At 66.2% G+C, this 14,687-nt stretch carries 13 protein-coding genes; 4 read left to right on the top strand and 9 right to left on the bottom strand.

Translation table 11 applies throughout. The features are described 5' to 3' along the window. Nucleotides 1-58 precede the first annotated feature (58 nt). From GTW51_RS14635 to GTW51_RS14600, 8 genes are all read right to left on the bottom strand, one after another. Nucleotides 59-472, bottom strand: coding sequence for a DUF3830 family protein (locus GTW51_RS14635; RefSeq protein WP_163044762.1), 414 nt, complete (start codon nucleotides 470-472; stop codon nucleotides 59-61). Nucleotides 473-699: 227 nt separating this feature from the next. Beyond that, entirely contained in the window at nucleotides 700-1,104 is a 405-nt protein-coding gene (locus tag GTW51_RS14630) for a transposase (RefSeq protein WP_163044761.1), read from the bottom strand. Between the two features lie 110 nt (nucleotides 1,105-1,214). Then, complete coding sequence (locus GTW51_RS14625) at nucleotides 1,215-2,153, bottom strand: acetamidase/formamidase family protein (RefSeq protein WP_163044760.1); 939 nt, start codon at nucleotides 2,151-2,153, stop codon at nucleotides 1,215-1,217. 25 nt (nucleotides 2,154-2,178) lie between these two features. After that, on the bottom strand, nucleotides 2,179-2,871 hold the full coding sequence (locus GTW51_RS14620; RefSeq protein WP_203566090.1) for an ATP-binding cassette domain-containing protein: 693 nt from the start codon (nucleotides 2,869-2,871) through the stop codon (nucleotides 2,179-2,181). A gap of 2 nt (nucleotides 2,872-2,873) precedes the next feature. Next, nucleotides 2,874-3,602, bottom strand: a complete 729-nt coding sequence (locus GTW51_RS14615) for an ATP-binding cassette domain-containing protein (protein WP_163044759.1) — start codon at nucleotides 3,600-3,602, stop codon at nucleotides 2,874-2,876. Continuing rightward, nucleotides 3,599-4,738, bottom strand: a complete 1,140-nt coding sequence (urtC, locus tag GTW51_RS14610) for an urea ABC transporter permease subunit UrtC (RefSeq protein WP_246233145.1) — start codon at nucleotides 4,736-4,738, stop codon at nucleotides 3,599-3,601. The genes GTW51_RS14615 and urtC overlap by 4 nt, the downstream gene beginning before the upstream one ends. Then, the gene (gene urtB / locus GTW51_RS14605; RefSeq protein WP_246233143.1) at nucleotides 4,735-6,372 is read right to left on the bottom strand and encodes an urea ABC transporter permease subunit UrtB; all 1,638 of its coding nucleotides are present in this window, start codon (nucleotides 6,370-6,372) and stop codon (nucleotides 4,735-4,737) included. The genes urtC and urtB overlap by 4 nt, the downstream gene beginning before the upstream one ends. A gap of 131 nt (nucleotides 6,373-6,503) precedes the next feature. Then, nucleotides 6,504-7,757: a transporter substrate-binding protein gene (locus GTW51_RS14600; protein WP_163044758.1), complete on the bottom strand. Its 1,254-nt coding sequence runs from the start codon at nucleotides 7,755-7,757 to the stop codon at nucleotides 6,504-6,506. Between the two features lie 461 nt (nucleotides 7,758-8,218). Between GTW51_RS14600 and GTW51_RS14595 the strand changes: the two genes are divergently transcribed. Further along, nucleotides 8,219-9,649, top strand: coding sequence for a mannose-1-phosphate guanylyltransferase/mannose-6-phosphate isomerase (locus GTW51_RS14595; RefSeq protein WP_163044757.1), 1,431 nt, complete (start codon nucleotides 8,219-8,221; stop codon nucleotides 9,647-9,649). A gap of 162 nt (nucleotides 9,650-9,811) precedes the next feature. Then, nucleotides 9,812-10,927 carry a glycosyltransferase gene (locus tag GTW51_RS14590; RefSeq protein ID WP_163044756.1) on the top strand — a complete coding sequence of 372 codons (1,116 nt, stop codon included), beginning with the start codon at nucleotides 9,812-9,814 and terminating at the stop codon, nucleotides 10,925-10,927. 431 nt (nucleotides 10,928-11,358) lie between these two features. Here GTW51_RS14590 and GTW51_RS14585 read toward each other — a convergent pair whose 3' ends face one another. Continuing rightward, complete coding sequence (locus GTW51_RS14585) at nucleotides 11,359-12,438, bottom strand: IS5 family transposase (RefSeq protein WP_163044755.1); 1,080 nt, start codon at nucleotides 12,436-12,438, stop codon at nucleotides 11,359-11,361. Nucleotides 12,439-12,612: 174 nt separating this feature from the next. Here GTW51_RS14585 and GTW51_RS14580 point away from each other — a divergent pair, with 174 nt between their 5' ends. Both GTW51_RS14580 and GTW51_RS14575 read left to right on the top strand, forming a co-directional pair. After that, entirely contained in the window at nucleotides 12,613-13,587 is a 975-nt protein-coding gene (locus GTW51_RS14580) for a GDP-mannose 4,6-dehydratase (protein ID WP_163044754.1), read from the top strand. A gap of 40 nt (nucleotides 13,588-13,627) precedes the next feature. Continuing rightward, nucleotides 13,628-14,587 carry a GDP-mannose 4,6-dehydratase gene (locus GTW51_RS14575; RefSeq protein ID WP_246233141.1) on the top strand — a complete coding sequence of 320 codons (960 nt, stop codon included), beginning with the start codon at nucleotides 13,628-13,630 and terminating at the stop codon, nucleotides 14,585-14,587. Nucleotides 14,588-14,687 lie beyond the last annotated feature (100 nt).

Here is a 14,687-nt window from a genome sequence, read left to right as displayed (position 1 = left end):
GCGACAGCCCGCGAAATCGCGATCCGTCGCTGGTCGGGTGGTCGTCGTCCCGGCCTCGTCAGGCCAGCCGGAACCGGATCGACTTGGCGCCGGACCACAAGGTGTCGCGCCCCAGTTCGGCCAGGCGATCGAGCTTGTCGGTGATCGTCAGGAAGTGGTTGCCGGCGAGCGGCCCGGCCTTCGATGCAAAGGCCGTCGGTCCGTAGGAGAGCAGGATTTCGGTCTCCGACACGCCGCCCGGATAGAGAATGACCTCGCCGGGGGCCGGGTGACTGGTCGCGTTCTCGTAGCCAAGGCCGAAATCCGTGTCGCCGAGCGGTATCCAGCAGGCTTCGCCGCTCCAGCGCACGTGGATGATGCGCTCCGCATAGGGCAAAACCTTCAGAAAGGCCTGGACCGTTTTCGGCGCACGATCCGTTTCCAGGCGGGCAGGGAAGCTCTCCCCGTCGATTTCGACGACGATCTCGGTCATGCGGTATCCTTTTCGTACGAATGATCTGTCGACGCGGCAGAACCGCCGTTCGCCACGAGGTGCTGGCGTTGCTTTCGATGCGAGCAGCGCCAGCGCATTTCCTGAGCAGGAAGCGGTTGTCGAAGGCGCGGCGTTCGGCGGCTATCCAGTCCGGGCGCTCGCAGCGGCAGGGATCGGGGCAGCAGATACTGCCCCGTTGAGCCGTTTCAAGGGCCGCAGGATGGCGCTCAGCAACGTCCTGCGCGCAGGCTGGCGAACCGTCCTGACGAGGCGCCCGAGCCACGATGGCAGCCGGCCGCGGGTGCCATTGCCGCGTCGCATGCCACCGCGCCCGGCAGGCCGCATTCGCTTCGCGCGACGCTGCCGTCGCCCTGTTTCCAGCCGGACCAGACGCCGTCGGGATTGCTCCCCTTCAACTGGCCGACCAGTACGCGAAGATGTTGGTTCTCCATTTCAAGCGTCCGCAGCCGGCGGATCGCATCGGGCTGCAGGCCGCCCAGTTGCTTGCGCCAGCGGTAGAAGGTGCGGACCGAGACATAGGCGGTGGCGCAGATGTGCTTGATGGGCACGCCCTGTTCCGCCTCTCTCAGCAGCGACATGATCTCGGCGTCGGTATGATTGGAACGTCTCATGCGAAACCTCCAAGGCAACGATACGGGAGGCCCGGCGCAAGGCCGGTCCTCCCGAAACGCCATGCAATCGCCGTGCCGGATCTGCCTTGGCAGCCGGCTTGTGCCCCGGCCTAGAGGAAGCTCTTGGCGAGCATCATGTGGATGCCCTTGTTGCCGTCGACGAGCTGGGTGACCCTGAGGTCGCCGGCGAGCGAGATCAGCATGTAGGCCTGATTGCGGGTGAGGTCGGTCCTGGCGCAGACATGCTTGACCATTTCGGCCACCGCCTGCTTGGCCGCGTCGTCGAGATCCTCGTCGAGGCCGATCGAGATCAAATGGGTCTTGGTCTCGGCGAAGGGCCGGTCGTAGGACAGATCCTTGCGAACCGTCAGCCGGAACGTGCCGGTGCAGCCGGTCTCCAGCGCGGTGATGCAGACCTCGCCGTCGCCCTGCACGCCGTGTCCGTCGCCGGCGTAGAACAGCGCGCCCTCGTTGAACACGGGCAGATAGAGCGTTGCGCCGGGCTTCAGCTCCTTGTTGTCCATGTTGCCGCCGAAGGCCCGCGGAACCGGCGAGCCGCAACGGCCCCATGCCGGCGGCGGGGCGACCGACATGATTCCGAAGAAGGGATCGAGCGGGATCTCCGTGCCCCAGGGCATGATGCAGACCTGCCGGTCGCGGTCGACGCGCGGGTGGATCGTCTCGTACTCGGTGAACTCGTCGGGCAGCGTGCCCAGGAGCGGCAGGATGGCGACGAAGCCCCAGTCCATGAAGACGCTGGTCTCGAGGATGTCGACCTGCAGGACGTCGCCGGGTGCGGCACCCTTCACGTAGACCGGGCCGGTGATGAAATGCGGGCCGGGCCCCTGCGTCATCTTTTCCAGCGCATCGAGATAGGCCTGCGGCACCATCTCGCGATTGTCCGGCAGGATGTCGGCGCCGCCGGCGGGAAAGGAGTGCAGCGTCACGACGTCGCCGGACTCGACCTCCAGCACCGGCTTCGTGGTCCCATCGATATAGCCCCAGACCATGTTCTCGTGCGTCGCGGGGATTTCGTAACTGGTGGACATGGCTCTGCTCTCTTCAGGGGTGATTTCAGATGCTGACGGCGCGCGACAGCTGGCTCTTGTCGAAATCGGCGCGGGCGGTCTTGATGCCGGTGCGACCGCGTTCGACGGTGATGGCGGCATCGGCGACGCCGAGCGCGAAGTCGACATACTGCTCGACCAGGAGAACGGTGATCTGCCGCTTCAGCGAGAGGATGACCTGCTCGATCACCTTGACGATCGAGGGCTGGATTCCCTCCGTCGGCTCGTCGAGCACGAGCAGTCGCGGCCTCGTGACGAGCGCCCGGGCGAGCGCCAGCTGCTGCTGCTGGCCGCCCGAGAGCTGGCCGCCGGTGCGCTTCCACATCTCGCCGAGGACCGGGAACAGCGACACCATCTCCTCGATCGAGCCGTCCCGGTCGTGGCCGTGCGCCCGCGCCGCGGCGAGGACGTTGTCGCGCACGCTGAGCTCGCGGAAGATCTCGCGGCCCTGCGGAACGTAGCCGATGCCGGCACGCGAGCGGCGATAATTCGGCCAATCGGTGATGGTTTCGCCGTCGATACGGATCTCCCCCGCGCTCGGCGGCAGGAGGCCGACGAGGCACTTGAGGATGGTCGTCTTGCCGGCGCCATTGCGCCCCAGCAGCGCGACGCATTCGCCGCTTTCGGCGACGAGGTCGACACCGCGCAGCGTCTGGGCGCTGCCGTAATGCTGGTCGAGGCCGATGATCTCGAGCTTCATGCTCAGCGCCCCAGATAGACTTCGACGACGCGCGCATCGTTGCGCACCGCTGCCATCGGCCCCTCGAACAGCGAGCGGCCCTCGTGCATCACGGTGATGCGGTCGGCGATCTTCTCGACGAAGCCCATGTCATGCTCCACCACCACGATCGCCCGATCGGGCGAGCGCAGCGATTTGACCAGCGCCGCGGTGCGCTCGCGCTCCTCGTCGCTGAGGCCGGCGACCGGCTCGTCGAGCAGCAGCACCTTGGGGTCGGAGCTGAGTACCATGGCGATCTCCAGCCATTGCTTCTCCCCATGGGAAAGCCGGCCGGCCGGCTCCTGCGCGCGCTCGGCGAGACCCACGGTCCGCAGGCTTGCCGCGACGTGCTCCCTGTCAGCCAGGCGGTCGTCCTGCCGGCGCCAAAGCCCGCCGCCGCGGCCGAGCCAGACATTCTCCTCCACCGTCAGGGCCTCGAAGACGCTGGGCTTCTGAAATTTCCGTCGCACGCCGCCAGCGGCGATGGCCTCCTGCGAGCTGCGCGAGAGGTCGACCTGACCGTCGAGGACGACGCTGCCGGTGCGGGCCCGGGTGACGCCGGAGATGACGTCAAGCAATGTCGACTTGCCGGCACCGTTCGGTCCGATCACCGACTGGACCTCGCCGTAGTTGATGACCACGGAGAAACCGTCGATGGCGCGGAAGCTGCCGAACTGCACGACGAGGGAGTCGACGACGATGGCGGGGGTCATGGCCGGCTGTCCCGAACCGGGCGAAGCCGGCGGGGAAGCCGCAAGGCGCCTGAGCGCACCGTCCGGAGCCGCTCGCCGATATCGGCAAAACCGTTCGGCAGCAGCAGGACGACGATCACCACGAAGCCGGAGAGGATGAACGGCCACAGTTCCGGCGCTCTGGTCGTCAGCCAGAACTTCAGCGCGTTGACGCAGACCGCGCCGACGACGGCGCCGGTCAGGTAGCCGCGGCCGCCGATCGCCACCCAGACGGCGATCTCGATCGACAGTTCCGGCGACAACAGGCGCGGGTTGATGATCCCGACCTGCGGCACGTAGAGCATGCCGGCGAGCGCTGCGATCACCGCCGACAGGCACCAGACGCCCAGCTTGATCGACAGGGTGCGGTAGCCGAGCGTTCTCAGCCGCACTTCGTCGTCGCGGCAGGCCAGCACGAGGCGGCCGAAGCGGCCCGCGAGCAGCAGCCGAAGACCGACCAGCACGGCGAGCAGTACCGCGAGCGACGCGGCGGCGAGCCCCACCGTCACCGCTCGCGAGCCGGCCGGAAAACCGAGGATGACGGCAAAGCCGGTCATGCCGTTGTTGCCGCCGAAGCCGGTGTCGTTCCGGAACATCAGGAGCATCGCCACATAGACCAGCGCCTGGGTGATGATGGCGAAATAGACGCCGCCGACGCGCGAGCGGAACGAGACGTAGCCGAACACGAAGGCGACCACGCCCGAGACGAGGCACAGCATGATCAGCGCGTAGGGGAAGCTCTCGAGGCCCCACCAGAAGGACGGGAACTCGCTCCAGCCCATGAACTGCAGGAAGTCCGGCAGGATTCCGGTGGCGGCGTAGCTGCTCTTCAGGAGATGCATCGCGGCGATATAGCCGCCGACGGCGAAATAGAGCCCGTGGCCGAGGCTGAGAATGCCGGCATAGCCCCAGATCAGGTCGAGCGACAGCGCCAGCAGCGCAAAGGCCGCCAACTGGCCGACGACGTTGACCAGGAAGGGCGACAGCCCGCCGAGCATGCCGCCGAACACCAGGACGCCGACGAGGGCTGCGGCGACGGCCGACAGGACGGCGAGGAAGCCGCTGCCGCCAAGACGTGCGGCGATCGGGCGGCGCGCTGCGGGAAGCACGGCGCTCATTTGCGGCGCCCCGGCGCCGGGAACAGCCCCTCGGGCCGCCACTGGATGAAGGCGATGATGAGCAGCAGGACGATGACCTTCGCCGCCACTGCACCGTAGATCGGCTCGATGAGGACGTTGATCTGCCCGATGCCGAGCGCCGCGATGACCGTGCCCATCAGTGTGCCGACGCCGCCGAGCACCACGACCATGAAGCTCTCGATGATGAAGTTCGTGCCCATCAGCGGATTGACGTTGTAGATCGGCGCCAGCGCGAGGCCGGCAAGGCCCGCCAGTCCCGAGCCGAAGCCGAAGGCCAGCATGTCGACCCGCCGCGTCGGTATCCCGATGCAGCCGGCCATGTCGCGGTTCTGGCTGACGGTGCGGATGTTCAGTCCGAGCGCCGTGCCTTTCAGGACGAGGGCCGTGATGGCCAGCACCGCGCCGGCGAAGACGATGGCGAACAGCCGGTTGTAGGTGACGATGAAATCGCCGACCAGCGTGAAGCCGCCTGAGACGTAGGACGGCGTCAGGATCTGCAGGTTCTGGGTGCCGAAGGTCACCCGCACCAGGTTGATCAGGAAGAGGCTTACCGCCCAGGTCGCCAGGAGGGTCATCAGCGGCCGGCGATAGAGGTGCCGGACGATGGCGATCTCGACCAGAACGCCGAGCGCTGCGGTGATGAGAAAGACGAAGGGGATGGCGATCAGGAGGTACCAGTCGACCAGCCCGGGTGCGAGGCTCCGCAACGTCTCCTGCACGACGAAGGCGCTGTAGGCGCCGAGCATGATGAACTCACCCTGCGCCAGGTTGATCACCCCCATCAGCCCGAAGATGATGGCGAGACCGACGGCGGCGATGAACAGGATACTGGCGTAGCTGAGGCCATTATAGAGCGTCGACAGCGTGTTCCCGATTTTCACCCAGCGCGCCGTGTCGGCGACGGCGGCATCGACGGCGACGCGGAAGCGCTCGTCGCTCGCATAGGCGGGATCTTCGCGCAGTCCCTCCAGCAGCAACAGGCTGCGCCGGTTGGGATGCTCGACGATGCCGGCGATCGCCGCCAGCCGCTCGTCCATGTCCTCGGCGGTCAGCGCCGAGACCTGCGCGAGTTCCATGATGGCCGCGCGCTGTTCGTCGGTGTCGACGCGCTCCGCCGCCCTTGCATAGACCGTCGGCGGGATGACGCTGGGGCGCCGCGACAGGAGCGAGATCGCCTCGGCGCGGGCGGATGCCGCGGGATCGGTGAGCAGCGTGAGGGCGGCCGAAAGGTTCTCGACCGACCCGCGGCTGCGCAGATTGAGGATCAAGGGCCGGCCGGTTGCCGCGGCGACCGGCTCTCCGGTGACGGCATCGACCGTGCCGGCGTCGGAGGTAAGGGTCGCGCCGGCGTCGCTGCAGCGAAGGCTACGCGTATGCAGGGCCGTGACGACGCCCGCAAGCCACTCGAGCTCGGTCGCCGGTGTCTCGGCAAGACCCTCGATGACGGCGTCGACCGCACCGACCATCGCGCTGCCGCCTCCGCAGAGACCGGCGACGATCCCGGCGCGATCGTTCGCAACGACCTGCGCGGCCACCGGCGCGCCCAGACCCAGGAGGAACCACAGGACGATCAGGTGGAACATGCCCAGCCGACCGCGGGATGAATTGACCAATGAAGCCTCTTCGGATCGGCGGCCGGCCAAGGAAGGCTGTCGACGATCCGTCTTGGGGGGATCCTCGGCGGGGTCAGCCTGCGTCGGCTGCCTGTCCCCGCCGACTGCTTGCGCCCTCAGGCACGGCGCGCTCAGCCGTAGGAGCTGAAAGGCTCGGGCTTCGGCGTGCCGTCGGACTGCCAGAGAATGTCGAAGCTCTGTTCGGCATTCAGCGAGCCAATGAAGACGCCGCGGCTGACGTAGTTGTTCTCGCCGTTCATCGCGATGTCGTAGCCGGAGGGATCGGTGAAGCCGATGCCGGCGAAGGCGCTGCGCACTTCCGGCACGTCGAAGGAGCCGGCCTTCTCCGCGGCGAGCGCCCAGAGCCTCACCGAGTCGTAGGCCGAGACCATCGGGTCGATGACCACGTCGGGGCTGTAGGGCACGTTGTTGGCGGCGACATAGGACGCCCAGTCGGCCTTGAACTTGTCGTTCTCGGGCGCTTCGGCGGCCTGCAGATAGGCCCAGCAATTGAGGTGACCCACCAGCGCCGCGGTATCGAGACCCTCGAAATCGGCTTCCAGCGCGTCGAGGCCGAGGACCGGGACGTCGGTCGCGAGAATGCCCTGGTTGGCGAATTCGCGGAAGAAGTCCGGGATCGAGCTGCCGACGACGGTGAGGATCACCACGGGCTGGCCGCCCGGCTCGTCGGCGAAGGAGCGGATCTGGTTGACCAGCGTCTGGAAGTTCGAGAAGCCGAAGGGCACGTATTCCTCGCGGATCGCCGAGGCCTCGATCCCCTTGCTCTCGAAATAGCCCTTGAGCTGCTTGTTGATGGTGCGCGGCCAGACATAGTCGGATCCAAGCAGGAAGAAGCGCTTGGCCTCGACGCCGTCCTCGCCCATCAGATAGTCGACCGCTGGCAGGACCGAACTCGCTGGCGGGGAATTGACGTAGACGACGTTCTTGGAGTTCTCGTCGCCCTCGAAATGCAGCGGGTAGTACAGCAGCCCGTCTTCCTGCTCGACGACCGGCAGCACCGACTTGCGCGACACCGACGTCCAGCAGCCGTATAGCGCCGCGACGTTCTCCTGCTGCAGCATCTGGCGCGCGGTCTGGGCGTAGAGCGGCCAGTCCGAGGCCGGGTCGGAAACCAGAACCTCGATCTGCTGGCCAAGGACGCCGCCGGCCGCGTTGAGCTCGGCAGCGGCCATCCTCACCACGTCGTTCAGCCGCCCCTCGATATTCGCCATGGTGCCGGAGGAAGAGAACAGGCAACCGAGCTTGACCGAGCCGTTCTGGGCTAGAGACGGCCGGATCAGTCCGGGCATTGCAAGCGAACCGGTGACACCGGCAGCGACCAGACCGCTGGTCCTGAGAAATGACCGTCTCGACAGTTTCTTCATGGCGTTACCCCAGATTGGCGATGCACCACAGTCTTGCTGAATGAAAATTACTTATCAAGATCATAATGTTAGCAGTTTTCATCCGGTTTTGTGCAGTTTGTGGGCAGGCTTAGGACACGCGTCAATTTTGCCACTCGCGCGGGGCGGGAGAGTATCCCGCTGACTCGGCCGGATGCCACATTGCTGCGCAATTGGTATCGCGCAAGTCGGTGCTGCCAAGGGTCTAATTCCAGGCCGAGCCCCAGCGCGTCGCGTCGAACCAACGGGCGGCAGGTCCGCGAAAATCTCCGTGCGAGTCATGAATCAACCGGCGCGGCCGGGACAGGCGCATGGCGCGGGCGACTGGCTTCGCTGGAGCGTCCGGAGTATGCCCTGTAAGGCTTGACGTATATTGGGCGTGAATTTACGGCAGGTCACCGGAGCAAGTCGGCACGTGCCAGACTATGGAGTTTCCTCATTTCATGAGTGATTTCGACCGACACGCCAGCATCACGCCCATCATCATGGCGGGTGGATCGGGTACGCGGCTCTGGCCGGTTTCCCGCGAGACGATGCCGAAGCAGTTCATCACCCTGATGGAAGATGGGCGCTCGACGTTCCAGGAGACGCTCCGCCGCGTGACCGGTCCGGGCTTCACCCGCCCGATCGTGGTGACCGGGAATGATTTCCGCTTCGTCGTGGCCGAGCAGATGAAGGCGGCGGGCGTGGAAGGCGAGATCGTGCTCGAGCCCCAGCGCCGCGACTCGGCGGCCGCCGTTGCGATCGGCGCGCTGATGGGCTTCGAGCGTGATCCGGAATCGGTCTGCCTCGTTCTCGCCGCCGATCATGTCGTGACGGGCACCGAGCAGTTCGTGGCCAATTGCACCGCGGCGGCGAAGGTCGCGCGCGAGGGCCGGATCATGACGCTCGGCATCGTGCCGACACAGCCTTCCACCGCCTACGGTTACATCGAGTGCGGGACGCCGCTCGGCGTCGAGGGCGCGTTCGATATCGACCGCTTCGTGGAGAAGCCGGATGCGGCGCATGCGCAGGAATATGTCGCGCAGGGCTTCCTCTGGAACGGCGGCAACTTCCTGTTTCGTGCCGACACGATGCTCGAGGAACTCGAGGCCTACGCGCCCGAGGTTCTGGCCGCGTCCCGCGCGGCGCTGGCCGGGGGTACGCGGGACCTCGACTTCCTGCGCCTCGACGCCGCCGCCTTCGCGCTCGCGCCGAAGATCTCCATCGACTATGCGGTGATGGAGAAGACGCGCCGCGCCGGCGTGATGCGCGCGACCTTCGGCTGGTCGGACATCGGCTCGTGGGATTCGATCTACGACATCAAGACCGCCGACGCCGACGGCAATGTCCTGGAGGGGCCTGTCTCGGTCTTGGGGACCAACGGCAGCCTCGTTCGCTCCGAGGGTCCGCTGACGACCGTGATCGGGCTGAAGGACGTGGTCGTCGTCGCGCTGACCGATGCCGTGCTCGTTGCGGCCAAGTCGGAAGCGCCGCGGGTGAAGGAACTCGTCGCGCAGCTCCAGGCCCAGGGCTATGGTGAAGCGACCGACCATCTGCGCATCCATCGCCCCTGGGGGTGGTACCAGCGCATCGATATCGGCGATCGCTTTCAGGTGAAGCACATCTGCGTCCATCCGGGTGGCACGCTCTCGCTCCAGCGGCATCATCATCGCGCCGAGCATTGGGTCGTCGTGCACGGCACGGCCCAGGTCACGATCGACGGCGTCGTGAAGCATTATCACGAGAACGAGGCGGCCTATCTGCCGATCGGCTGCACGCATCGCATGCACAACCCCGGCAAGATCGACCTCAAGATCATCGAGGTGCAGGTCGGCTCCTATACGGGCGAGGACGACATCGTCCGCATCGAGGACATTTACGCCCGGAGCTGAGGTGCAAGCAGCCTGACAATCGGTCGAGCGGATCGGCGGGCGGGGCACGGATCTCGTCCGGTCGGGCCGAGGCCTTGCGGCCTTGCTTGATCATCCCACGAAAGGCGGACGCCCGGCCTGCACAATGTGCCTCCGCAGGTCGCGAACAGGATCGGTCGCGTTTTGGAACTTTCCGGGAATGCCGGTCGGCCCTTGGTCGTCCATGATTACTTTGCCATCAGGGGAGGCGGGGAGCGACTGGTCCTGACGCTGGCGGACGCCGTCGGCGCGGATCTCCTGTTCGGCTATCGCAGCCCCGACAGCTACGACGACGCGATGTTCCCGGCGGGGACGCGCGATCTGAACCTGCCGATGGCGTTGCGGCGCCCGGGCCTGCGGGCGGCGGCGCTGGCCGCCCGCTTCGCGATGGAGCGCCGGCGCGTGGCGCGCCACGATTTGCGGGTCTTCTCGGGCGTTGCGGCGCCCTTCGCGGCGCCCGATGCCGGCGGTCCCGGCCGCAACATCTTCTATTGCCACACCCCGCCACGGTTCCTGTACGACCAGCGGGCGCACTTCGCGTCGATGCTGGGCGGTCCGGCCGGCGCCCTGAAGAAGGCCGGCCTGGCCCAGTTCCGCCGGGGCTACGAAGCGGCGGTCGGCCGGATGGAGGCGATTGTCGCCAATTCCGAAACCGTCCAGGCGCGCATCCGCTCGTTCCTCGGCCGCGACAGCACCGTCGTCTACCCGCCCTGCGACACGAAGAGCTTCGTCTGGGGCGGCCAGCAGGACTATTACCTGTCCACCGCACGGCTGGCCGGACTGAAGCGCGTCGACCGGATCGTCGATGCCTTCCGCATGATGCCGGACCGGCAACTCGTGGTGGCCTCCGGCGGCGACGAACTGGCGGCGCTGCGCCGCCGCGCCGAGGATGCGCCGAACATCACCTTTCTCGGCTGGGTCGAGGAGGACCGGCTGCGCCGGCTGATCGGCGAAGCCATCGCCACGATCTACGTGCCGGTCGAGGAGGATTTCGGCATGTCGCCGGTGGAGTCGATGGCCGCCGGCAAGCCGGTGATCGGTGTCGCGGAAGGCGGGCTGCGCGAGACGATCGTCGACGGCGAGACCGGCATCCTGCTGCCGCCGGATTTCCAGCCAGCCGATATCGCCGACGCTGTCGGCCGGCTGCCGGCGTCCCGGGCAGCCGCGATGCGCGCGGCCTGCGAGGCACGGGCGGAACTGTTCTCCGAAGAGCGCTTCGTCGCCGGAATGCGCGCCGTCGTCCTGGGCGCCGACGCCTGAAATGTTGCGAATTCGAGGTGCGATCCCGTTGGCGGGAATGCATGGGCGTGCAGAGGGCGGGACCGATTCGGACGCCAAAACCGATGGAGGACGCTTTATTTATTGCCGGATCGGCACGGAAACCGGTGAAACGACCTGCCGAACAAGGAACGGCAGGAGGTGACATACATTGCAGGCCGACCCGGTTGTGCAGGGCCTATCATGTAATCTATGGTTGCAATTATTCTTTTCTATCAGCGGGAAACCTAGCGTCCATCACCGTCTCGCTAGCGGCGGGGTACGGCAGCTGGACACCTCGAAGAACGGCCGTTTCAGGCGCGTGAGATCGGCTTTGATCATGTGCCGCGGCCCGCACGGCACCGACGCTCGGAAGTCTGTGCGTCTGGGTTTCTACCGAAGGCCGGCACGCTGCCCTGATAGCGCTTTCGCTGTCATGCGGGCACACCTCTCCCCTCGTGCCAGACGAAGCGCGTGAGATTGTAGGCAAGATTCGCCATGCCGATCTTCACCTCGGCGCGCACGATGCCGATGGTGCGGATGAACAGCCTCATCGGCCCCTTCTGGCGGGCGAAGACGTGCTCGACCATCGAGCGGATTGCCGACCGACGGCCATTGGCGCGGGATGTCCGTTCGCTCATCGGCCGCCCCTTCGGCTTCCTGCGGTGGATGTCCGAGACGTAGCCGTTCTTCTCCAGCCACTCCTCGTTCTTCGCGGACCGGTAGGCGGTGTCGGCCCACACCTTCGATCCGGTGTTGAAGCGGTCGACGACGGTGGAGAGTTGTGCGCCGTCATAGGCTGACGCGCTCGTCGCCGACCATCCGCGGATGAAGCCATGAGGGCGGTCGATCGCTGCATGGTTCTTGTAGCCGAAGGCTGGCACCGCAATGTCGATGTGCTGCGGCTTTCCCTCGGCCGCCGGCTTGGCCTTGGAGAACTTTACCGTCCAGCGGGCATCGCAATCCTTCTGGCGAAGCTTGGCCGGCTTGTCCTTCCAGGCCTCGGGCACCTCGCCGGCCTTGATGGCGGTCTTTTCCTCTTCGGTGTTGCGCTGCTTTGGCGCGGCGACGATCGTGGCATCCACGATCTGCCCACCCATGGCCAGGTAACCGGCCTTGTTCAGATGCCTGTCGAAACGGGCGAAGAGGTTCCCGATCGCGCCGGCGTCGGCCAGATGCTCGCGGAACAGCCAGATCGTCTTGGCGTCCGGCACCTTCTCGGCAATGCCGAGACCGAGAAAGCGCGTGAAGGAAAGCCGGTCCTGGATCTGGAACTCGGCCTGGTCGTCGGAGAGGTTGTAGAGCGCTTGCAGGACAAGGATCTTGAACATCAGCACCGCGTCGTAGGGCGGTCTGCCGCCCTTGGCCCCATCCGACCGCTTCAGAGCCTTCGATAGCGGCTTGCGGAAGATCTCCCAGGGCACGATCGCGTTCAGCTTCTCCAGCGGATCGCCGGCCTCGCTCAGCCGGACATACCGCTCGTCTACGTCCCAGAACCCTGGCTGTCCCCGCACGCCATCCTCCCGCTCTCGCTCATAAGGATGGAATCACAAAACGAGCCGAAGGGGGAGGTTTTTCGAGGTCTCCAGCTTTTCGATTTCTTGCCTTGAGGCAGCGGGATGGTTAAAGGGTGCTGTCGCCATTGATCAGAATTAGTGGCGCGAACGAACAACGGGGCAGTTCAAGGCATGACTAGACGCGCGCTCATTACCGGCATCACCGGCCAGGACGGGGCATACCTCTCGCAGCTGCTGCTCGAGAAGGGCTACGAGGTCTATGGACTGGTTCGCCGTTCGAGCACCGCCGACGTCAACGACGTGCGCCTGAAATGGCTGGGCGTCGACAAGGACGTGCGCATTCATGACGGCAATCTCCTCGATCTGTCCGGCATCATCCGGGTGATGCGCGATGTCGTGCCGGACGAGGTTTACAATCTTGGCGCGCAGTCTTTCGTCAAATCTTCCTGGCAGCAGCCGATCCTCACCGGTCAGGTGACCGGACTCGGCGTCACCAACATGCTCGAGGCGGTGCGGCTCGAGCGTCCGGAAGCGCGGTTCTACCAGGCCTCCTCGTCGGAGATGTACGGCCTGATCCAGGAGCCGATGCAGTCCGAGACGACGCCCTTCTATCCGCGCTCGCCTTACGCCGTGGCGAAGCTCTACGGCCACTGGCTTACCGTGAACTATCGTGAGAGCTATGGCATGCACGCCTCGAGCGGCATCCTGTTCAACCACGAATCGCCGCTGCGCGGCATCGAGTTCGTGACCCGCAAGGTCACCGACGCCGTTGCCCGCATCAAGCTCGGCATGGCCAGCGAACTGCGCCTCGGCAATATCGACGCCAAGCGCGACTGGGGTCACTCCAAGGACTATGTCCGGGCCATGTGGCTGATGCTGCAGCAGGACGTGGCGGACGACTATGTCATCGCGACCGGTCGGACGACCACGGTTCGGGACATGTGCCGCATCGCGTTCGAGCACGCCGGCCTGTCCATTGACGACCATCTGGTCATCGATCCGGCATTGTTCCGCCCCGCCGAGGTCGACGTGTTGCTCGGCAACCCCGCCAAGGCAAAGGCTGCCTTCGGCTGGGAGGCCGAAATCTCGCTGGAAGAGATGATCGTCGAGATGGTCGAGGCCGACCTGAAGCGCCTGAGCCGCTGAGAGCAGCGCCGGGCGTCGCCGCTACCAGCAATTGCCGAAAATGAGCAAAAACGTGATGGATCCCCAGCATCGAGTCCTGGTCACCGGCGCCGGCGGGTTCGTCGGAACGCTGCTCGTGCGCCATCTCGAGGCAATCCACGGCGGCGGCGCATCGTCGGTGGCGATCCTTGGCGCCGCCGAGGGCGAAGGTTTCGATATCAGCGACCGCGAGGCTGCCGATCGGGCGGTGCAGGCGGCCCGGCCGACCGCGGTCGTGCATCTGGCGGCGATCGCCGCACCGGCGGAAGCGCATCGTTCGCCGCGCCGGGCCTGGGAGGTCAACCTCTATGGCGCGATGAACCTCGCCGAGGCGGTGATGCAGCACGCGCCAGAGGCACGCTTCATCAATGTCGGCAGCTCGGAAGCCTACGGCGACGCGTTTCTGTCGGTGGAGGGGCCGATCAGCGAGGGCGCACCGTTGCAGCCGACGAGCGTCTACGGCGCGACCAAGGCGGCAGCCGACATGATGGTCGGGCAGATGGCGCATGACGGCCTCAAGGCCATCCGGTTCCGGCCGTTCAACCACACCGCGCCGGGGCAGGCTGATACCTATGTCGTGTCGGCCTTCGCGCGCCAGATCGCCGCGATCACGGCAGGCGACCAGGCACCGGTCATCTCGGTGGGCAATCTCGACGTTGATCGGGACTTTCTCGACGCCCGGGACGTGGTGCGGGCCTACGCCGCCGCGGCCCTCGACCCGGCCGCCCCGACGGGCCCGTCCAGCGTCTACAATCTCGCCTCCGGCAAGGCGTGGCGGATCGGCGACATCCTCGCGACGCTGATCGCACTGTCGGGGATGGAGGTCGAAATCCGCGTCGACCCGGAACGCCTGCGACCCAATCTGGTCCCCCGGGCGGTCGGCAACGCGCAGAAGGTCGCCGTCGACCTGGGCTGGCGGCCGGAGATCGCCTTCGAGGACACGCTGCGCGACGTCCTCGATTTCTGGCGCGAGCACGGCTGATCCTGCCATGCGCAGACCATGTTCCCATCGCAAGACACCGGCGCCGGGGTGCCGGATCGCTCATGCCAATCGCGTTCGGCTCCCCTCGCGATTCATCTAA

Origin of the sequence: Aurantimonas aggregata (assembly GCF_010500835.1) — a bacterium.
Lineage (GTDB): Bacteria > Pseudomonadota > Alphaproteobacteria > Rhizobiales > Rhizobiaceae > Aurantimonas > Aurantimonas aggregata.
This window is presented reverse-complemented; position numbering and strand designations above follow the sequence as displayed.

Excerpts from the sequence above, each read along its gene's own strand:
- GTW51_RS14620 (WP_203566090.1), bottom strand. The coding sequence starts at position 2,871 with ATGAAGCTCGAGATCATCGGCCTCGACCAGCATTACGGCAGCGCCCAG.
- GTW51_RS14595 (WP_163044757.1), top strand. The coding sequence starts at position 8,219 with ATGAGTGATTTCGACCGACACGCCAGCATCACGCCCATCATCATGGCG.
- GTW51_RS14615 (WP_163044759.1), bottom strand. The coding sequence starts at position 3,602 with ATGACCCCCGCCATCGTCGTCGACTCCCTCGTCGTGCAGTTCGGCAGC.
- GTW51_RS14580 (WP_163044754.1), top strand. The coding sequence starts at position 12,613 with ATGACTAGACGCGCGCTCATTACCGGCATCACCGGCCAGGACGGGGCA.
- GTW51_RS14600 (WP_163044758.1), bottom strand. The coding sequence starts at position 7,757 with ATGAAGAAACTGTCGAGACGGTCATTTCTCAGGACCAGCGGTCTGGTC.
- GTW51_RS14575 (WP_246233141.1), top strand. The coding sequence starts at position 13,628 with ATGAGCAAAAACGTGATGGATCCCCAGCATCGAGTCCTGGTCACCGGC.
- GTW51_RS14630 (WP_163044761.1), bottom strand. The coding sequence starts at position 1,104 with ATGAGACGTTCCAATCATACCGACGCCGAGATCATGTCGCTGCTGAGA.
- urtC (WP_246233145.1), bottom strand. The coding sequence starts at position 4,738 with ATGAGCGCCGTGCTTCCCGCAGCGCGCCGCCCGATCGCCGCACGTCTT.
- GTW51_RS14635 (WP_163044762.1), bottom strand. The coding sequence starts at position 472 with ATGACCGAGATCGTCGTCGAAATCGACGGGGAGAGCTTCCCTGCCCGC.
- GTW51_RS14625 (WP_163044760.1), bottom strand. The coding sequence starts at position 2,153 with ATGTCCACCAGTTACGAAATCCCCGCGACGCACGAGAACATGGTCTGG.